Here is a 19,499-nt window from a genome sequence, read left to right on the forward strand (position 1 = left end):
ATGAATAAATACCAGCCAGTTAACTTTCATTCAGTAGAGGATTTTCTGAACTTTTTGCCAGAGGAAGAATTAAAAGTGGTTGAATTTTTAAGACAAGTGATAAAAAGCTGTATGCCCTTTTGCAAAGAGAAGCTGTCTTACAATGTTCCTTACTATTATATAAATAAACGAGTCCTTTTTATCTGGCCATCTTCTGTGCCATGGGGTAAAGTGAAGAAAGAAGGGGTGATGTTAGGCTTTTGTAAGGGGTATCTAATTCCAGACGAAATTGGATTTTTAGAGAAAGGAAATAGAAAGGAAGTATACGCTAAAACGTACTTTAAAACTCAGGATATAGATGTTGATTTATTGAAGTCATATATCTATAGTGCTATTGAGCTTGATAAGAGTAAATGAAAATGATATTTATCGAATAATACCTATTGTCACTAAAATAGGAAAAATACCACCTTCCGAATGGTTACGTTTACATTCTTGCTATAAAAAAATGATGCTCAAAATCCCAGAAGTAGATTAAGAACATCATTTTATATGTGAAAATTAAACAGACTTAATGTTTAGTTTTTAAAATATCACTTGGAGCATCTTCTAGTTCAATTTTAAAGGCAATGGCATTTTTAAGTTTAATGTCAGCAGGAATCTCAATAACTAACTCATCAGTCTGTTGAATCCATTTAACATCTTTATCATAACCTAAAATGCTTACTTTTTTAATGGCATCATTAATAATTCTATTATTGGCGCCAAAAGCATTAATACTGATAGACTTTCTGTCATCTGGTTTTAACCAATATGCATAAGTCGTTTGCCCTTTGCTTGTAAAGCGAATATCCTCAGGTGAAAAACCCTTGTCTTTCATGTTACCATGAAGTACCATTTTGGCATTGGTAGGACCTTCGCCAAAAATAGTGAAAGGAGTACTTTCGTAAATTCCCTCGCCATTAATTTTTAACCAAGCACCAATTTCTTTTAATATAGCTTGTTGGTCTGCAGGAATAACACCGTGTTTGTTTGGAGCTACGTTTAATAACAATACACCGTTTTTACTTACGATATCAACCAAATCGTTGATGTAACCAGAGGCTGGTCGCATTTTATAGTCGTTGGTGTAACCCCAGCGCCATCCACCTAGTGACATATCTGTTTGCCAAGTTTCTTCTCTGATTCTATCCAGCTTTCCGCTTTCGATATCTAACACAGCAGCACCATCCGGAATTGGTTTCCATTTGATGTTTTTGTAGTTTAAAACAACTTCTTGGTCGTTTTTTAAACCTTGGTTGTAATAATTAGCCAAAAGCTTTTTGCGCGCTTCTTCGTATTCTGGCTCACATAATCCAAGGTCAAACCATAATAGGTCGGGCTTATATTGAGTCATCATATCCACCGTTCTATCGTACCAATGTTTCACAAACGCGTCCGATGCAGGCGCCCATCGTTCGTGTGCATCCCAATAAAAATCTCTTAATTCAGGATTGGTAGTTTCAAACTTATCTTTGTACGTCCACCAGTGCCAACCATAGGCATAGTGCGAAGAAACGCCTACTTTCATATCTTGCTTACGCGCCTCTTCAAATAAGCTACCAACGATATCTTTTTTAGGTCCCATTTTTACAGAATTCCAACGAGTAACATTAGAATTGTACATGGCAAAACCATCACAGTGTTCTCCTACGGGAACTACATATTTGGCACCTGCTTCTTTAAATAAGTCAATCCATTCCTTAGCATTAAAGTTTTCTGCTTTAAACTCAGGAATGAATTTGGTGTATCCATAATCCTCTGGCTTACCAAAATTCTCCACATGATATTTATAAGCCCTTGAGGCTTTTTGAGAAGGATTTCCTAATGCATCAACTGTTTCTTCTTTCCACATGTGGTAGCCATACCATTCTGAATCCATAGCAGGAACTGTGGTTGGTCCCCAGTGAATAAATATTCCGAATTTTGCATCCTTATACCATTGAGGAATCTCGTATTGCTTTAATGATTCCCAGTCGGCTTTATATTTCTTTTGTGCAAAAGCACCAGAAATGAGTAAAACCAATAATAATGTTGACAATAATCTTTTCATTTCGTTCTTTTCTTAATTAATCTAACTTCTCTTTTCTTGTTTGATTATTTTGTCTGTTTGTATTTTAGTGTGCACCTGCGCTTAGCTCGCCAATGTAACTTCCATAGGTCATAATAATAAATGAGCTAACAAGCACACAAAGGGCAATAATTAAGGTGATGTATGTTTTTTTGCTAACGCCTTTCCATTCCTTCATTAATACACCAATGATGTAGCTAAAGAAGATAAGCATAGACATGTGTAAAACCCAGCTGGCAAATTGGAAACTTCCCATGCGTACATGACCTAATCCGTAAAAGAAGAATTGGAAATACCATAAAGAACCTGCTAATCCCGAAAGGGCGAAATTTTTAAAATATCTTCCTTTACCTATCTCTTTTGAACTAACCAGTGATTTAATAGAACCATCTTTTACCGTAACTGTGATAAACCAGATAAGGTTGGTCAATAGGCAACCGAAGCTAGATACAATCAACTTAGCATTTCCTTCAAAGTGTCCTGCTCCGTGCTCTGCAGCTATATCCGAAATAGGCTGACCTACTTCTAACGAAACACCCCAAATAGCAGATAAGGTTCCTGCAATTAAGGTTAGCAACAAACCCTTTTTCATGTTAAAAGTAGAGCCTGAGCCTTCTTCTTTATTAATGTTTTGCTCCTTTAAAAAACCAGCTCTTCCGCACAGGGCAACTCCAATGATTGAAACAATCATACCTATTAGCACAACGCCACCGCCAGGTTTAGTAAACTGTTCTACTAACTGACCTTTTATCACCAAAGGAATTACTGTACCTAATACGGCTGAAATACCGATGGATATGGTGTAGGTTAAAGAATAACCGATGCTTCGGATGGCATAACCAAAGGAAAGACCTCCGAAGCCATAGGTAGCACCCAATAACAGTGCGCCCCAAAAGGCTGGAGATGGTGACTTGGCCAGTACTTCAAATAAATCGGGTACGGTAAAATAGCCAATAACTAAAGGCATAATAAGCCAAGCAAAAAAGGCCTGTACTATCCAAAATACTCCCCACGACCAGTTTTTTACTTTTTCGAAGGGCATATAACACGAGGCGGCTGAAATACCGCCCACGGCATGTAATCCTGTTCCTAAAATAGGATTTGGAGATATCATAAATGTAGATTTTTAATTGTAAATAGATTTTAGACTAAAGAATAAAGACAAAAGATAATAATTTAAGTTAACACAATATTAGTTGGACTTCACTTTGTACATTTTTAGAAGTAACTAATAACTATTTACTAATGTCTAATGACTAATTATTATTCTTTTACCGCTTCAAATAGTGCTTCTATATTTTCTGGTGCAATATCTGGCAAAATAGCTTCGTGACTTGGCGAGAATATTAATCCTGTAGGGAATAATTTCTTGATTTCCTTTACGCGTTTTTTTATGTCGGCAGGACCTCCGTTTACTAATAATTCCTGCGCATCAACACCGCCACAGAATACGCCATTTGTGCTAAATTCTTCGCTTAAATGCTCTGCACTCATATCTGCAGCTAAAGCCTGAATAGGGTGAACAATATCAACACCCATATCATATAAATCCTGAATGATAGGAAAGATAGATCCACAAGAGTGATGTAATACTTTTAAACCATAACTTTTGGCTTGGTCAATCAATTTTTGTGTTCCTGGAAATACATAGGTGCGTAACATATCTGGGTCCACCATTAAAGCCGTTTGGCTACCAAAATCGTTACCTATTAATACGCCATCTAGTTTACCTTTAGTAGCTTCGTAAAAGCGACCATTTAAATCCAGGTAAAAATCTGTAATTTTATCAATCACCGCCTGAAACATATCAGGATACATCATCATAGTGGTTAAGGCCTCTTCCATACCAAAGGCAGCACAAGTATCCTGAAAATGTGCACTCCACATAATACCCATCTTAAAGTATTCGTCAGGTGCTTCTTCCACCATTTTAGCTGCTTTCTCTACATCTAAAAAGTCAGCAGGATTAGGCCAATCGAAATTATCTATTTCAGCAGGATCTGTTTTGCCCATAAAAAAACCAGGATCCGTTAAGGTTCTCTCATCTTGCGTTCCGTGTTCTTGCACAGGAGCAAATTGTAAAGCACAACCCACATCGTAAAATGGTGCGTTGTTATACGGAACCTCTATAGGCCAAACGTCATCTTTTATATTTCGTTTTAAATTCTCAATGCTATCCACATTAAAATATTTATACAAATTTGGGATAGCAGGAGGTACAGGTAATCCTAACCAAGAAGCAGGATAATCAACAACTTGACGGTTGATGGTGGCTAATACGCGCTCTTTTGGGGTCATTATAAATAGATTTAATTTGTTTGTTTATCTAATTACAAAGGTACATGCATTGTGATTTATACGGGCTGAATTATCCGATATGGTTTTGTACAAATCCGATATTTATACTATATTTCGGCAAAATAAATAGCTGTATGTTAGCTCCAGGATTAATAGATGATATTAAGGTACATATTTTTAATGCCTCAAAAATTAAAGTAGGACACGATTGGAACTATTCCAATATTGTGAGTCCTTTTTCGCGCATTTATCTTATCATGGAAGGGGATGGAGTGGTGATGCCTAATCAGAATATGCATCAACTTAAACCTGGGTATTTGTATCTGATTCCAAGTTACACCTTATGCAGTTATCATTGTGTAGACCCTATTTTACAATATTACGTGCATTTTTCGCATCAGCTTTCGGATGGAGTTAAGATATTCGACCGTATCTCCATAAAAAATGAAGTAAAGGCGATGGATATTGATTATGCTTTATTTGATCGTTTGCTAGAGATTAATCCGCATATAAATTTAAAATTTTCTGACCCTAATGTATACGAGCAGCGTAATTGGTACAGCAACGAAGTGGCCAGTCCTTACAATAATGTACAGCTGGAAACCATTGGCATTTTAAAACAACTTTTTTCGCGCTTTATACAGAATGAAAGTACTAAAGAGGTAAGCTTGAAAACGCAATACCGCCTCACTAATGTGTTTCAGCATATAGCTACGCATTTGTACAGGGAAATTAAGTTGGACGAATTAGCAGAAATTGCTTGTTGCTCTAAAGATCATTTCTCTCGCCAGTTTAAAAAAACTACGGGAATGTTACCCAACGATTATATCAATGTTAAGCGTATAGAAAAGGCACAGGAGTTGCTTATTACTACGGCAAAATCGCAAAAGCAAATTAGTGAAGAAGCAGGTTTTAATAGTCAGCAGTATTATACGCGAATTTTTAAAAAGCTCATAGGAACTACACCCGCCGAATATAGAAAAATGGGTGGGTTGATTTAGAGGTGTTCGACAGGATTCACAAGATTAACAGGATAGGGTGTATCTGTAACACTCCAGCGGAGTGTAATGTCTATAGCAATATGCGTAGGGTGTAACAACGACTCCAGCGGAGTCGAATATCTATTATACAGAAATGAAAATGTATATGTGACTTCTCTATAGTCAGTGAATTCTTGATTATGCCTTTTTATAAACATGTGATGCCACTGGCATCAATAAGCTAGATTAGACAAGATTTACAAGTTTAGCATGCTTTGTTTTCCGTGTAAATGAAATTAATTCTATCCTTGATACTTATTCTGAAATGACATCATTATTTCTGTACCAATCATTTATCCCCTCTGTTTTACAACATGTTTCTGTGTTAATGATGAATGGATTAACATTTAAGCTTAATGATGGATGCTTGTTGGCTATTGATTATAAGGCCTTAGTCATACCAAATGCTATCTGAAAGAGATATACTTTAAATAAGTGTTAAATCGTAAATAATAGGCGCTATTTTTTTTAAATCTGAAAAAATATAAACAATTTTGCAGCTCCTTAAAAAAGACCATTTTAAAAGCATATTTACGGTGGTTGTTTTTAAGGATTTAAAAAGAAAAATTTTCTAAAAACTATATTTTAATTTGAATAAGATGATTAAAAGTCCACTTCAAATCGCACGTGAGAGTTACTCTCCAAAATTGCCTAAGGCACTGAACGGTTCTGTTAAACTTGTTGACGGAAAAAACACTGAGTCGGTAGCTGACCAAGATGACATTAAAAAACTTTTCCCGAATACTTACGGCATGCCTGTAATTACTTTCGAAGAAGGTGAGTCTTCTGCTACTACCGAAGCTATTGGTGTTGGTTTAATTTTATCTGGTGGTCAAGCTCCAGGAGGTCACAACGTAATTTCTGGTATTTACGACGGATTAAAAAAGTTAAACCCAGCGAACAAGGTTTATGGTTTCTTAGGCGGTCCTGGTGGATTGGTTGATAATGACTACCTTGAATTAACTGACGAAATTATTAATCACTACAGAAACACTGGTGGTTTTGATATCATTGGTTCAGGAAGAACTAAACTTGAAGAAACTGCCCAGTTCGATCAAGGATTAGAGAATTGTAAAGCTTTAGGCATTAAAGCACTTGTTATTATTGGAGGTGATGATTCCAACACTAACGCATGTGTACTTGCTGAGTATTACAAGCAAAAAGATTCTGGTGTACAAGTAATTGGTTGCCCTAAAACAATTGATGGTGACCTTAAAAACGAAATGATTGAAACTTCATTTGGTTTTGATACGGCTTGTAAAGTATATAGCGAGTTAATTGGTAACATCCAACGTGATGCTAACTCTGCAAAAAAATACTGGCACTTTATTAAACTAATGGGTCGTTCTGCTTCTCATATTGGTTTAGAGTGTGCTTTACAAACTCAACCTAATGTTACTATTATCTCTGAAGAGGTAGAGGCTAAAAACATGAGCCTTGATCAGGTAGTTGAAGATATTGCACAGGTAGTAGCTAAGCGTGCTGCTAAAGGTGAAAACTTTGGTACTGTTCTTATTCCTGAAGGATTAGTAGAGTTTATTCCTGCTATGAAAAAGCTAATTGCTGAGTTAAACGACTTATTAGCGGAGAACGAAAAAGAAGTAAATACCTTAGAAACAAACAGCGAAAAAAGAGGTTACCTTACAGCAAAATTATCTGCTGAGATGGCTGAAGTATTCAAAAGCCTTCCAAACGGTATCGCTAACCAGTTGATGTTAGATCGTGATCCACACGGTAACGTTCAGGTATCATTAATTGAAACTGAAAAGTTATTAATTGATATGGTTAAAGCTAAATTAAAGAAGATGAAAAAAGCTGGTGAGTACACTGGTAAATTCTCTTCTCAAGGTCACTTCTTTGGATACGAAGGACGTTGTGCTGCTCCATCTAACTTTGATGCGGATTACTGTTACTCTTTAGGATACACTGCTTCTGTGCTTATTGCTGAAGGAAAAACAGGTTATATGGCTTCTGTACGTAACTTAACTAAGCCAGCTGATCAATGGTTAGCGGGTGGTGTACCTGTTACTATGATGATGAACATGGAAAAACGTCATGGTCATATGAAACCAGTTATTCAAAAAGCATTAGTTCTTTTAGATGGTGCTCCATTTAAAGCATTAGTTGCTAAGCGCGAAGATTGGGCAGAAAATACGAAGTATGTATATCCTGGTCCTATCCAGTATTTTGGTCCTACCGAAGTATGTGATTTACCTACTAAAACGTTAATTGAAGAGAGCAAGTAAGCACTCGCTTTTACAATATAATATTCAAGGCGTCCTTTTAAGGGCGCCTTTTTTTTGCACTAGCTCTGGGGTTTAAGCCAGAGACGGTGGGCATATAAAAACGGCTTTTAACCCAAGTATATGATAAGATAATTTTAGATACCCAGGTTAAAACCTAGGGCTAGTGATGTTGAATATTCAAGCGCCTGTATTTTAAAAGCCTTTCAGTAGAAACGATTCTATTAAGAGATGTTGATTTAATGTGACTTTAAAAGACTTTTGTAAATAGAGCAATGAAAATATGCCTTAAGAAACACTTGCCTGAGTCTTAAATAATAGTAGTTTATATGTTTTTATTGTTAATGAAAAACTCATAACTGTAATCATATAAGTATTAGACAAGCAAATTAAATAGTTTGCTCTGGGTTTTAACCCAGAGACGCTGTGCATATAAAAACGGCTTTTAATCCAAATATATTTAGGCTTAAGTCGATAAAAAAAATAGATACCCAGATTAAAACCTAGGGGTAGCGATGTTAAATATTCAAGCACCTGTATTTTAAAAGCCTTTTAGTAGAAACAATTCTATTAAGAGATGTTGATTTAATGTGACTTTAAAAGACTTTTGTAAATAGAGCAATGAAAATATGCCTTAAGAGACACTTGCCTGAGTCTTAAATAATAGTAGTTTATATGTTTTTATTGTTAATGAAAAACTCATAACTTATAGTTTTATTCTATGTTAATAAATTTTAAACCTAAGAGTTATGAAAAAAGTAGTGATATTGTTTATTGTAATTGCTGCAAGCTGTGTTCCTAAAAGTGATAACATTTCTGAATCAGAAGTAATCAATACGCTTGAAGGCTTTTTTAAAGCTTTAGATGTTGAAAATGACAACCCTAATCTATTGGATGAATACATTACTAGAGACTTTGAGATTTATGAAGCGGGTAAAAAGATGAATAAAAAAGAGTTTTTAGACTTCGTATCAGGGTTTCCTATAATTAAAACGGATTGGCAGTTTAGTGATCATAGGATTTCTACAGGAGTCAAATCTGCTCATATCAGTTTAATTAATACTGGAGATTTTATACTACAAGTGGATTCTATTGCAATTAATCAACAATATAAGTGGCTTGAAAGTGCTTATATGGTAAAGGAAAACGATAGGTTAAAGATAAAATTCTATTTCTCTGATAATATTTCCATAAAATCAGATACTATTAAAAAATTGTAATCATATAAGTATTAGACAAGCAAATTAAATAGTTTGCTCTGGGTTTTAACCCAGAGACGCTGTGCATATAAAAACGGCTTTTAATCCAAATATATTTAGGCTTAAGTCGATAAAAAAAATAGATACCCAGATTAAAACCTAAGGGTAGCGATGTTAAATATTCAAGCACCTGTATTTTAAAAGCCTTTTAGTTAAGACACAAAAAAAAGCGACCTCTATCAGAAATCGCTAAAATACATTAAGGTGTTTGTATGGATTAATTACGAACAAAAAAGCCTAATAATTCAAGGGTTTGAGGATTATCGTAAAAAGCTATTTTAGCAACATCCTCAAAATCGTTGAGCCATTCTTTTAGGTCGATTAGTGCGCTGTTTTTACTTTGGGTAGAAACCTGCGATTCTCCTCGTTCTCTTACCCAATTGTTGTATTCAACCTGCAAACGAGTGGCAATGGCAAGTGCATCATTAATAGTAAAAAAGGCTTATTTAGAATATTTATTGATATGAAATAATCTATATGATTAGTAGTGTAAAGTATTATTTTTAGGAGCGATAAAAAAGAAAAACAACACCTTAGGCGTATTTACTGGGGAGTTGTAGCCAATAAAATGAGACGATACATACTTACATATTGTATAATTCTGATAGGATTTGTTAAAGTTCTTGGACAAGAGAAAAATATTAGCTTTTCCATTTATCCAACTTTTCGTGACAGTTCAAGTTGTAGAATATCAATATACGAAAACAATGCTGTGATTGATTTTAGTTTGAGAGAGAATAATTGGAAGTCTCAGACTGATTCTATATCAGATTTTAATAAGGTCATCGAAATATTAATTAATTATGACTTTTATCTTGGGTTTAAAGATAAAGAACCATCCCAGTTTATTCAAAGCCAAGACACCACATTGAACATTATGACAGGACTTGATGGTATCGTTGTAAGCGGAAAATATTATTCAGGGACAAAAGATAAAGAATTTGAAATTTGGTCTCCTAATAAGGAATATATTTCTCATGATTTAATTGCTGAGTTTTTTGAAGTTATTACAACAAACTTTAAGTGCGACACTGTAATAAATTATATGGAATCCATTGAAGGATATTTTGATTTTGGTCTTGGCTTAAAAAAGATTTCGAATGACCCAAAAATATTTAAACTTTATGGCTCATTGACAAGCTCTTATGAAAAGGAGATTGTAGATTTTTTCTCTAATTTACCAATGGATGAGGATGTCACAATAGATTTGACCAATTTATCAGGGATGGGAACGATGTATTATTCCATAGTTAGAAACTTAATAGCTGGATATGACAAATTATATTGGAAGGTTGACTATAACACTCCCGCATTATATCACTTGAGAAAGATTGGTGTTCCAGACAGTTTGATATTTTCTGATTATAAGATTTCAAAAATAAAAGAAGACGATTACTCAAAGCGGATAAAATATAAAAAGCGGAAATAATTACTGGCCACAATCTGGTATAAAGCCTAAATGTTAGCTGTGATTTGCGAGGTTTGCAGGAGGTTTGAGCACCGCAAAAATTTCTATTTGTGTTTAGAAAGAATTAAGTTTAAAACAAAATAAAAATTTTGGCTCTGTGGTGTTTTGGAGGTTTGACTTTTCAAATCATTTACGCTTCATCCAGTGAACGTTATAGCCAATTTAAAAATATGAACAAGGTAAAAATTTCGATATTATTAATAATCTTCACGAATTCTGTATACGGTCAAATATACCTTGAATATAATCAAGAAACAATTGACCGACCTACCCACGTTTTAGTTATTGATGGTGAAGAATATCCAATTGATAGCACGTTTATGTACAAAATAGACCCGAATTGGATTAAGAAAATAGAAATATTAAAAAGGGAAGAAGAAAAAGTAATTTTTGGGGATAAAGATGGAATAGTACTAATTTATCCAAAGAAGAAGTATTACGAAAGAACATTACAGTATGCTGAATCTAAACATGATTCCATTGTTTACAAAAAAGTAGATAGTATTCCAGAATTTCATTATAAGGACTCAAAAGTTATGACAGAATCTCTTAAATTATTTTTTAGGCATAACTATAAAATGCCTCCAATATTGCAAGACAATGCATACTTTGGGAAAATTTACTTTAGCAGTATCGTGGAAAAAAATGGAGAACTATCTAATATTGAAATTGCAAGGGGAATTGACAAAACAATAGACGAGTCAGTTAAGGATTTTATAAAGAAAGAAATGCCGAAATGGATTCCTGCTAAAATAAAGACTAAGAATGTAAGATTTTATTTAATGTTTCCTGTAGATATAGAATGGATGTATGGAGAGACTGATTAAAAAAAAACTGGCTATAACACGTTAGAATAAAGCATTTGGAGTTTGTGATTCTTTGGTAGTTTAGTTGGGAATTTGAACACCGCCAAATCTTTGATCTGGCTTTAGAAATGAAAAGATAAAAACAAATAAAAGATTTGGCTCAGTGGTGTTTAGGTTGGTTTGGTTCGTTAAAGTGCCATACGCTTCATCTAGCCAAACGTTGGGTTCCATTAAAATATAATTACAAGTAAAATATGAATGACTCAGTAACCTTAAAAAGATTATTACTATACTTTATTCCATTTGTTCCAAGTTTCATATTTGGATGGCTAGGAAATAATGCAGCTATGGGAACTTCAGCAGCAATTGGACTAATAATTCTCTTAATTATTAATATTGATAAGCTCCAAAGTTTTAAGGGACTTGGGATTGAAGCGAAAATGAAAGATTTGAGTAATTTAATAAATGAAGGAAATATAATTTTCGAGAAATTAAAGGACGTTGCCGTTGGTATTTCTGAACCAACTTTGAACCAGCTTGCTTATAAATTACTCTCCTTAACACAAGGACCAAATCCAAGTCATATAGCAGACCAGTATGAAAATATAATAGTTTTGCTAACTAAATTAAATATTGAAAAAAAGAAGATTGATACAGCCGGTGATTTGTTTTCACACGTTTTTAAGAATAAAATAATCAATGTTATAAAGTATGAGGTATCACAAAATAAGTCTGACTATGATGAAAAATTACTTGAAGAATTGAACTCAATTAAAATTGAAGTTGAGAATGATGATTCAAGAAATAAATTTATTACACAATTAAACAAATTCCCAAATCTTAATGACAAGATTAAGAAGTTGTTATCAACATATAAGACTTTTTCTGAATCTGGAAAAATTGAAAATAGGGATTTGTTAGACCAGAAATAACGGAGCCCAATACGCTAGTATAAAGCATATGGGTTTGCGATTTTTGGGAAGTTTAATTAAGTATTTGAACACCGCCAAATCTTTGATTTGGCTTTAGAAATGAAAAGATAAAAACAAATAAAAGATTTGGCTCAGTGGAGTTTTGGAAAGTATGGTTCGTTAAATCTCCGCACGCTTCATCCAGTGAACGTTACCACCAATTACAAGAAAATGGACAAGGAAGAGATATATAAAAAAGCAAATGAATTAGTCGGACTTAGTGGAATGACTGGAAATGAACGCCTTTGTGCTAGTGGATTGATTGGTGAATTTGAAAGATGTAAAAAAGAAGATAAGCATAAAGCGAGAATTATATTACAGGCATTAAGATTTGATGAACTTTCGATAAGTAGACTGATTGGAAATACAATTGCTGATTTAAAATATCCGAATGCTTGGGATTTTCCACCTGAAAACTCAAATAGGCGAACTGATACAAATAAAGCGATATTACATTATTCTAATCTCAATGAAATAGCTATGGGAGCTCCTCTTGGAGGGATTTGTAAATTATTATATAAAGAATCTGAAAAAATTCTTATTGATAAACGATGTGGTGGACCTGCAATTTGGGAAGATTCCAAACTTAAAGTTGTGATTCCAATATGGGAATCATCTTTTTTTAGTGGAACATTCCAACGAATCGGAGTTTTTGATTTAACAACCTATTCATTAACTAAATATAAAAAGAAATTCAGAGTTTTGGATTTACGATTTTTTAATAACGGAGTAATAAGGGGATATGATAGTCCTATACATCGAATGAGAGAAGTAAATTTTGATATTAATAAAGAGCGGATAATAAACACGCTAGTATAAAGCATATGGCGTTCGTAGCTTTTAGGAAGTATAGTTCGTTTATGGAACACCGCCAAATCTTAGATTTGGCTTTAGAAATGAAAAGATAAAAACAAATAAAAGATTTGGCTCAGTGGAGTTTTGGAGGTTTGGTTTTTCAAATCAGCTCACAGCCTCGTATTCGAGCCGTTACCATGTATTTAGTGAACACCGCAGAAAAAACATATCTAAAAGAAAATATAGAAATGAAAAATATAGCAAGTAGATTTTTAATAGTTATCCTAAGTGTTGTTGTTTATTCAAGTTGTAATAGTGACAAATTGCAAAAAGTATCGGAAGATCAATTTATTGGCATATGGGAACTTCATGGGCGTACAATGTTTGAAGGAATTAAAATTGAAATAAAAAAGACACCAGAAAAAGGGTTAACAGGAAGAGTTGTTAAGTTGAATGAAAATAAATATGTTGAAATGTTTATGGAATTAAATGATGTTTGGATTTCAGAAATTCAACGAAGTTCAAATTACGAATTTCTTTTGACTGAGAAAAAAATAGCCAAAGAACTATTTTCATTGTATGGAATTTCATCATCTAATGACTTCAAGGTAGAATTTATAGACACGAATAAATTTGGTTTAGCAAAGAATAATTCTGACCCTACAAAGTCGGAGGTGTTTTATAAAAAAGTAGAATAAAAAAAACGCATGGGCGTTGCGTATAAATATTGAGATATATTCTAATGCGGATTAAGCGCTTTGGAGTTTTAAAATACATATAAAATGAATAAAGATTTTACTACAGTAATGATGCAAAAAAGTAATGAAGAGTTGATTGAAATATTGACTGTTCATAAAGATGATTATCAATCAGAAGCTGTTGTAAGTGCAGCGGCTGAGTTGAAAAAACGAAATTTATCACTTGATAACGAAAAAGCCATTCAGGAAGAAATAGAGGTTGAAAATAAACAACAAAGTGAGGTTGAATCAAAGGTGGTAAGTTCAATGTTAAGGCTAGTTCATTTAGTAGTTGATTCTATTATATATATCATCTTGTACTTTATTATTGCAGGAATTATTAATGTACTATTAGGAGGAACCGACCAAGTTACACTAGGGTTTATCAGTTTTATTTTATTGATTGTTTTATACTTTGCATACTATATAGTATTAGAAGTTAAACTAGGAAAAACGCTTGGTAAAATGTTAACCAAAACAAAGGTGGTAAAATCGAACGGAGAAAGCCCTTCTTCAACAGACATCTTTATTAGGACTTTATGCCGATTAATACCGTTTGACCAAATTTCATATGTATTTACTAAAAATGGTTTTCATGATTATTTATCTAATACTATAGTTGTAAAAGATAAGAGCTAACCCTCGCTGTCTTCCCCAAAGTTGTAGAAAAAAAGTTAATTGAAAAGTTTATATGACATCTCTAAATAACTTAAAATATCTTGACCATAATACAGAAAAAGAAATTACTGAATTAGAAAGTTTAAGTAATAGTTTCGTTATAATGTCGAGAATGCTTAACGAAAATGTTTTGATTACCAGAGCCAGTTATTACCTACCGATTGGGTTATTAATTATTGAGAGTGCTCTCTTTGGTTTATGGTTATTCTTGTTCTTATCATTAATTCTACCTGTAAATTCAATTATTAAAACTGACTTTATAAACATCGATGACTTATTTTCTTATATATTTTTGGCGTTTTTGTTGATGTGGACAATCATTCATATAGTTATTAGAACTAATGTTACTCGAAAGTTAAGTAAAGCAACAATTAACTTTAAAGAAAACACACTGACGGTATCTAATATAGACCCAATCGGAAAATATATTTATAATGATTTTTCTTGTTCCCTAAAGGAAATAAAACGTTTAATAAGCTATCGGGACAAAAATCTTCTTAATTACCGAAGTTTTGAAATAGACTTCCTTCTTTATGCTGAATTGTTAAATGGAGACATACACTACTTAACTCCAATTAGCGACAGGATGGGATTTGATAGAAGAAGATATATAGAACTATTAAGTAATATTTTGAAGTTATAGAAACAACAGGCTACAATAATAAATAAAGGGCATTGGTTGTCAGGATAAGTTTGGGAGTTTAGCTTATTAAATAAGTCCGCCGAAGCTAAGACTTCGGCTAGTGAAAATGATAAATTTATAACCAAAACCTTAGCAGTGGCTTGGAGGGAATTTGAGGTTAGGTTTTTCAAATCAGCCTAAGTCCCCTTATTTAAAACGTTGGCTGTCATAAAAAAAGAAATCATGAAATATCTAATTATTATTTTTTCTATTTGCATTTTAACAAGTTGCTCTCAGCAACCAAAAAAATCTGTGCTAAGAGGAACAATAAAAGGTGAAATACCTAATAAAATCTATTACACCACTCCAATTAATGGTGTTTGTAATAGGCAATTTACAGCATCACTTAGCCCTGACTCGTTAGGTAACTTTAGTATAGAATTAAAAAATACGGAACCATCATTACTTAAAATTTCCACAAAAGCTAGAGGTAATAACTATTTTTTAATAGTTGAACCAAGTAATTATTACGAAATTGAACTAACAATATCTCAAGATGGAAAAGTTGCATTTACAAATAAGACTGCAACGACAATGCAATCATTTTATGATGGACTTCCACAAGAAGACATGATGAATTGTAGATATTATACTGAAAACGATATTGACACATATACTGAAATATCAGATAGCTTATTCCACGACTTAAAAACAGAATTAATCAAAGTTGAAAAATTTAAAAAAATCAATAAAAGATATCATGATGTATATGAACTAATTAAGAATGATAGAAAAGTTTATTATGCAACAATGATTTCCAGGCTGGCTTGTGCTTGCAACATAAATTTTATGCGTAAGGAACATAAAAGCTCTGAAGATATTTTGAAACTATGGGGAAATGCAATTTCCAATGTTGATTTTTCAAATAAAGAAGCACTTTTGGCAATTCACGCATACGATTTATTAGATTTTAAAATCTGGCTGAATATGTATCAAAACTATACTGTTAATGAAATTAAGGAGGTAAGAGCAAAATATCGTAAAGAAGGATTAATTCACTCGCACACAATATCTTTGGCTAAAGAATATTTAACCAAATCTGTGCAGGAATTTTATATTGCCTCTTATATTACATTGCAATCGCGCCAGAAACGAAATCAAAAAGCAATTGAGTTTATTGAAATATTGAACCAATACAACTTAGACTATCCTAATAGTCCTTATTTAAAAAGCTTTGAGAAAAATATAGAAAGAATTAAAGAGCAAACCCCCTAGCTGTTGCACGAATTTTTCGTGTGACTTCTTATTAACCAAATCAAACACAAATTAAACATGAATACTGGAAAAACTACTCCTTATAAAAAGTGGGCTTTTATCTTATTAATATCTCAAGTTGTTTTACAAGTTGTAATTGCGAGTATGATTATAAATTATGCTACAGCTTTTGATAATGCGGAAGACTTTAATTTTAAAATACGTACAGTATCTGTAATAGCAGAAATAGATTTGTGGGCAGGAATTATACTAACGATACTTAGTGTTGTAAAAAAAGAAAATAGAAATTATCAATATTACTTTTCGTTAATAGGATACCCTTTAATACTATTGTTTAACCTGTTATCTTACTTTGCTTAGTATTTTAAAATAAGAGGCAATTATATTGTAAAAAACTAAAATAGAGAAATGAAAACTAAAAGAGTTTCGTGGTTTGAAAAATATTGGCTGTAGTAATGGCCTTGTTATTTGTGTTGAAGGTAATGAATATAGGTGCTACAATTATATTTGTTTTTTTGTTGAGCGCTGTGTTGTCACTTATTTATTTTGCCCTAGGTTTTGCAATTTTAAATGATAACACTTTTAAGGATCCTTTTAAAAAAGATTCCATATCGAATATTCAAATGGTGCTTTCAATAGCTTACGGAATTGCGTTCTCAACTATATTGGTAGGAGGTTTTTTTAATTTGTTGTCAATTCCTGGTGTTATGGGCCAGGTAATTTTTGGTATGGGGTTGTTAGTTATACTAACGTTGATATTTATCTTTACTCAAACTAAATATTCAGCCGAGTTCAAGAAAAATGCAATTCCTCGTATTGTAATCTTTCTTATTTTCGGTACAATATTATTAGTGAAACCACCCAGTTTCTTCTTTAAAATTCAGCATAGAAATAATCCTGAGTTCATTGAGGCGGTGATGAAAGCTAAAGCAAATCCGCAAGATTCTCTTTTATGGCAGGAGGTAGAAAGGCTGGAGCGGGAGATGAATTAATAAATATTTTATTTGAGTCTTTATAAGGAGTTCATTTGTACCATGGGCTTATTTTAGTTACTATTAATTCTAAATAGGATGATATCGTATAATAATTTACGATAATTGTATTTATTTGAATTAGTTTGGCTTTGTTTTTGATGTGATAATAACAAAATAATTAATCTCATAATCTTAAGGCTTAACCTAAAATATGCAGCAAACTAGAGAACCTCCTTTCCTTTAATTTATAATAACAATACTTCGTTAATGCGTGGAGACCTGATTCCACTATAAAATAAACAGCGTGAATCTTTAAACTATACGAGTTAAAACAGCAAAAAATAATGAAAAAATATATAGTATTAGCCATATTTGCGCTAATTGCCCATGTATCGTTCGGACAAAATAAGTATCAAGAAGTTGTTTATCTGAAGGATGGTAGCATCATTCGCGGAATAATTATAGAACAAGTCCCTAATAAATCGCTTAAAATAGAAACTGTAGGGAAGAATGTTTTTGCTTATGAAATGAATGAAATAGAGAAAATAACAAAAGAGCCCATTAGAGGAAAAAGGACTGCTCAAGATGGTTCAATTAAGCGATCGGGATATAAAGGTATAGTTGAAGCGGGATATCAAATTGGTGTTGGTGATAATGGAGTGGATAGAATGAAGTTAGATTTTATTAATAGCTATCAATTTAATCCTTATTTCTCATTAGGTGTAGGGACGGGATTGCGATATTATTTCGATTCGGATGCTACTATAATACCCCTATATGCTGATTTTAGGGCGAATATAATGGATCGAGATATTGCACCATATGTATCCTTAGGAGTTGGATATTCATTTAATTCTACAAATAGTTTTGAAGGAGTTGGATTACTTCTAAGCCCAACTGCAGGAGTAAATATTAAAATTTCAGATAAGTCAGCTGTTAATGTTGGATTAAGTTATGAAATGCAGAAAGTAGACATTTATGATGATTGGGATTATTATTATTCATCTAACGTGAATTCTGGTGCATTAAGTATTATAGTTGGGATATCGTTTTAAAAAAGCAAGAACCTAACTATTAAGAAAGCGGTATAGTAACGGGTGGATAAGCTCTAAATTAGTTCTTAAAACTTAGCTTAAAGCTGTAATTCATCCGTTACTATATGGCTAAATAGAAATAAATAGCTGCATTATTTGATAATTATTTCATACAGGGGATAAGGATTTTAGGGTATCTAAATATCTTCTGAATTCTTCAATAAAAACATCATGAAAAATATTTTATTCGTATTAAGCACCTGTATTCTGTTAGCATCATGTCATCAGCAAAAAATGGCTGATGAAAGCCTGCAATTAGCCGATATGGCCTATGAAGAAGAAACGGTGCCCATTACACGACAAGCAATGGAAGTACCTGAACCACCTTTACCAGCGGTAAAGAATAATCCAGTTGTAAAAAAGAAAATTATTAAAGATGGTAGGGTAGGTATTGAGGTAGAGGAATTAGATAAGAGTAAGGCACAGGTAGATTCGCTAGTAAAAATGTTTAATGCCTACTATGCCAACGAAAGTTTAAATAATACCCATTGGGAAACGTCGTATGCTTTAACCATCCGTATACCAAGTAAATATTTTGAGCATTTTATACTGGGAATTGAAAAAGGTGGAGGAAAGATATTATTTAAAGAAATTGATGCACGCGATGTTACCGACCAGTTTATTGATTTAGAAACTAGACTGACCAATAAAAAGAGTTATTTAAAAAGATATAAGGAGTTATTAAAAAAAGCCAATACGGTTAAGGAAATTCTGCAGATTGAGGAAAAGATTAGAGGTCTTGAAGAAGAGATAGAAAGCACTATGGGACGCTTAAAATACCTAAGCGATCAAGTTAGTTATAGTACCCTTAATTTATCCATCAGCAAACCCAAACCAGAGGAATATCAATCGCCCAAGCGAACTCAATTTTACAAGAGAATTAAAATTGCATTATCTAAAGGTTGGTATGGTTTTATGGATTTTGTGGTATTCTGTGTTAATATATGGCCTTTCTGTGTTATTGTTGGCATAATTATTTATGCTTGGCGCAGATATCGTAGAAAACGAAGAGCAAAGAAAGCTTAAGGTGTACCGAATTATTAAACTATATACAATAATAATAAGGTAATACATTGTTTAATTAATATATTTGTGGTCAATAGCGTGCTAAACGATTTATTTTAATGTTCTGAAAGTCATGTATAGTGTC

At 32.9% G+C, this 19,499-nt stretch carries 20 protein-coding genes; 16 read left to right on the top strand and 4 right to left on the bottom strand.

Going from position 1 to position 19,499, the window contains the following annotated elements:
- A complete protein-coding gene (locus A8L32_RS03485) occupies positions 1–396 on the top strand; it encodes a DUF1801 domain-containing protein (protein WP_066627855.1) in 396 nt (131 codons plus the stop codon).
- A 154-nt stretch (positions 397–550) separates the two neighbouring features.
- Here the strand turns inward: A8L32_RS03485 and A8L32_RS03490 are convergent, their stop codons facing one another.
- From A8L32_RS03490 to A8L32_RS03500, 3 genes are all read right to left on the bottom strand, one after another.
- Positions 551–2,071 (bottom strand): alpha-L-fucosidase, encoded by a 1,521-nt coding sequence (locus A8L32_RS03490; protein WP_066627858.1) that lies wholly within the window; start codon positions 2,069–2,071, stop codon positions 551–553.
- Between the two features lie 64 nt (positions 2,072–2,135).
- A complete protein-coding gene (locus A8L32_RS03495) occupies positions 2,136–3,203 on the bottom strand; it encodes an L-rhamnose/proton symporter RhaT (protein ID WP_066627861.1) in 1,068 nt (355 codons plus the stop codon).
- A gap of 149 nt (positions 3,204–3,352) precedes the next feature.
- Positions 3,353–4,387 carry a uroporphyrinogen decarboxylase family protein gene (locus tag A8L32_RS03500; RefSeq protein WP_066627864.1) on the bottom strand — a complete coding sequence of 345 codons (1,035 nt, stop codon included), beginning with the start codon at positions 4,385–4,387 and terminating at the stop codon, positions 3,353–3,355.
- A 134-nt stretch (positions 4,388–4,521) separates the two neighbouring features.
- Here A8L32_RS03500 and A8L32_RS03505 point away from each other — a divergent pair, with 134 nt between their 5' ends.
- From A8L32_RS03505 to A8L32_RS03515, 3 genes are all read left to right on the top strand, one after another.
- Entirely contained in the window at positions 4,522–5,388 is an 867-nt protein-coding gene (locus A8L32_RS03505; RefSeq protein WP_066627866.1) for a helix-turn-helix transcriptional regulator, read from the top strand.
- Positions 5,389–6,026: 638 nt separating this feature from the next.
- Entirely contained in the window at positions 6,027–7,673 is a 1,647-nt protein-coding gene (locus A8L32_RS03510; protein WP_066627868.1) for a diphosphate--fructose-6-phosphate 1-phosphotransferase, read from the top strand.
- Between the two features lie 746 nt (positions 7,674–8,419).
- Positions 8,420–8,890 (top strand): hypothetical protein, encoded by a 471-nt coding sequence (locus A8L32_RS03515; RefSeq protein WP_066627869.1) that lies wholly within the window; start codon positions 8,420–8,422, stop codon positions 8,888–8,890.
- 256 nt (positions 8,891–9,146) lie between these two features.
- On the opposite strand, the gene A8L32_RS03520 is transcribed toward A8L32_RS03515, so the two are convergent.
- The gene (locus A8L32_RS03520; RefSeq protein ID WP_066627871.1) at positions 9,147–9,329 is read right to left on the bottom strand and encodes a hypothetical protein; all 183 of its coding nucleotides are present in this window, start codon (positions 9,327–9,329) and stop codon (positions 9,147–9,149) included.
- A gap of 168 nt (positions 9,330–9,497) precedes the next feature.
- Between A8L32_RS03520 and A8L32_RS03525 the strand changes: the two genes are divergently transcribed.
- From A8L32_RS03525 to A8L32_RS03580, 12 genes are all read left to right on the top strand, one after another.
- The gene (locus A8L32_RS03525; protein ID WP_066627874.1) at positions 9,498–10,358 is read left to right on the top strand and encodes a hypothetical protein; all 861 of its coding nucleotides are present in this window, start codon (positions 9,498–9,500) and stop codon (positions 10,356–10,358) included.
- A 209-nt stretch (positions 10,359–10,567) separates the two neighbouring features.
- Positions 10,568–11,224: an energy transducer TonB gene (locus tag A8L32_RS03530; RefSeq protein WP_066627876.1), complete on the top strand. Its 657-nt coding sequence runs from the start codon at positions 10,568–10,570 to the stop codon at positions 11,222–11,224.
- 233 nt (positions 11,225–11,457) lie between these two features.
- Positions 11,458–12,135, top strand: a complete 678-nt coding sequence (locus A8L32_RS03535) for a hypothetical protein (RefSeq protein ID WP_066627878.1) — start codon at positions 11,458–11,460, stop codon at positions 12,133–12,135.
- Between the two features lie 210 nt (positions 12,136–12,345).
- On the top strand, positions 12,346–12,993 hold the full coding sequence (locus A8L32_RS03540) for a hypothetical protein (protein ID WP_066627880.1): 648 nt from the start codon (positions 12,346–12,348) through the stop codon (positions 12,991–12,993).
- 104 nt (positions 12,994–13,097) lie between these two features.
- Positions 13,098–13,667, top strand: coding sequence for a hypothetical protein (locus tag A8L32_RS03545; protein ID WP_066627882.1), 570 nt, complete (start codon positions 13,098–13,100; stop codon positions 13,665–13,667).
- An 84-nt stretch (positions 13,668–13,751) separates the two neighbouring features.
- Entirely contained in the window at positions 13,752–14,345 is a 594-nt protein-coding gene (locus A8L32_RS03550) for an RDD family protein (protein ID WP_066627891.1), read from the top strand.
- Between the two features lie 52 nt (positions 14,346–14,397).
- Positions 14,398–15,027 carry a hypothetical protein gene (locus tag A8L32_RS03555; protein ID WP_066627893.1) on the top strand — a complete coding sequence of 210 codons (630 nt, stop codon included), beginning with the start codon at positions 14,398–14,400 and terminating at the stop codon, positions 15,025–15,027.
- A gap of 222 nt (positions 15,028–15,249) precedes the next feature.
- Positions 15,250–16,281, top strand: a complete 1,032-nt coding sequence (locus A8L32_RS03560) for a hypothetical protein (protein ID WP_066627895.1) — start codon at positions 15,250–15,252, stop codon at positions 16,279–16,281.
- 57 nt (positions 16,282–16,338) lie between these two features.
- The gene (locus tag A8L32_RS03565; RefSeq protein WP_066627897.1) at positions 16,339–16,641 is read left to right on the top strand and encodes a hypothetical protein; all 303 of its coding nucleotides are present in this window, start codon (positions 16,339–16,341) and stop codon (positions 16,639–16,641) included.
- Positions 16,642–16,736: 95 nt separating this feature from the next.
- Entirely contained in the window at positions 16,737–17,273 is a 537-nt protein-coding gene (locus A8L32_RS03570; protein ID WP_066627900.1) for a hypothetical protein, read from the top strand.
- A gap of 326 nt (positions 17,274–17,599) precedes the next feature.
- Positions 17,600–18,310: a hypothetical protein gene (locus A8L32_RS03575; RefSeq protein ID WP_066627903.1), complete on the top strand. Its 711-nt coding sequence runs from the start codon at positions 17,600–17,602 to the stop codon at positions 18,308–18,310.
- A gap of 210 nt (positions 18,311–18,520) precedes the next feature.
- Complete coding sequence (locus tag A8L32_RS03580; RefSeq protein ID WP_075590044.1) at positions 18,521–19,375, top strand: DUF4349 domain-containing protein; 855 nt, start codon at positions 18,521–18,523, stop codon at positions 19,373–19,375.
- The last annotated feature ends 124 nt before the right edge of the window (positions 19,376–19,499 follow it).

The organism is Labilibacter marinus, from assembly GCF_001659685.2.
Taxonomy (GTDB): domain Bacteria; phylum Bacteroidota; class Bacteroidia; order Bacteroidales; family Marinilabiliaceae; genus Saccharicrinis; species Saccharicrinis marinus.

Coding starts and splice junctions, on each gene's coding strand:
- A8L32_RS03525 (WP_066627874.1), top strand. CDS start 9,498: ATGAGACGATACATACTTACATATTGTATAATTCTGATAGGATTTGTT.
- A8L32_RS03540 (WP_066627880.1), top strand. CDS start 12,346: ATGGACAAGGAAGAGATATATAAAAAAGCAAATGAATTAGTCGGACTT.
- A8L32_RS03510 (WP_066627868.1), top strand. CDS start 6,027: ATGATTAAAAGTCCACTTCAAATCGCACGTGAGAGTTACTCTCCAAAA.
- A8L32_RS03485 (WP_066627855.1), top strand. CDS start 1: ATGAATAAATACCAGCCAGTTAACTTTCATTCAGTAGAGGATTTTCTG.
- A8L32_RS03555 (WP_066627893.1), top strand. CDS start 14,398: ATGACATCTCTAAATAACTTAAAATATCTTGACCATAATACAGAAAAA.
- A8L32_RS03575 (WP_066627903.1), top strand. CDS start 17,600: ATGAAAAAATATATAGTATTAGCCATATTTGCGCTAATTGCCCATGTA.
- A8L32_RS03515 (WP_066627869.1), top strand. CDS start 8,420: ATGAAAAAAGTAGTGATATTGTTTATTGTAATTGCTGCAAGCTGTGTT.
- A8L32_RS03570 (WP_066627900.1), top strand. CDS start 16,737: ATGGCCTTGTTATTTGTGTTGAAGGTAATGAATATAGGTGCTACAATT.
- A8L32_RS03505 (WP_066627866.1), top strand. CDS start 4,522: ATGTTAGCTCCAGGATTAATAGATGATATTAAGGTACATATTTTTAAT.
- A8L32_RS03580 (WP_075590044.1), top strand. CDS start 18,521: ATGAAAAATATTTTATTCGTATTAAGCACCTGTATTCTGTTAGCATCA.
- A8L32_RS03535 (WP_066627878.1), top strand. CDS start 11,458: ATGAATGACTCAGTAACCTTAAAAAGATTATTACTATACTTTATTCCA.
- A8L32_RS03530 (WP_066627876.1), top strand. CDS start 10,568: ATGAACAAGGTAAAAATTTCGATATTATTAATAATCTTCACGAATTCT.
- A8L32_RS03500 (WP_066627864.1), bottom strand. CDS start 4,387: ATGACCCCAAAAGAGCGCGTATTAGCCACCATCAACCGTCAAGTTGTT.
- A8L32_RS03560 (WP_066627895.1), top strand. CDS start 15,250: ATGAAATATCTAATTATTATTTTTTCTATTTGCATTTTAACAAGTTGC.
- A8L32_RS03490 (WP_066627858.1), bottom strand. CDS start 2,071: ATGAAAAGATTATTGTCAACATTATTATTGGTTTTACTCATTTCTGGT.
- A8L32_RS03565 (WP_066627897.1), top strand. CDS start 16,339: ATGAATACTGGAAAAACTACTCCTTATAAAAAGTGGGCTTTTATCTTA.
- A8L32_RS03550 (WP_066627891.1), top strand. CDS start 13,752: ATGAATAAAGATTTTACTACAGTAATGATGCAAAAAAGTAATGAAGAG.
- A8L32_RS03495 (WP_066627861.1), bottom strand. CDS start 3,203: ATGATATCTCCAAATCCTATTTTAGGAACAGGATTACATGCCGTGGGC.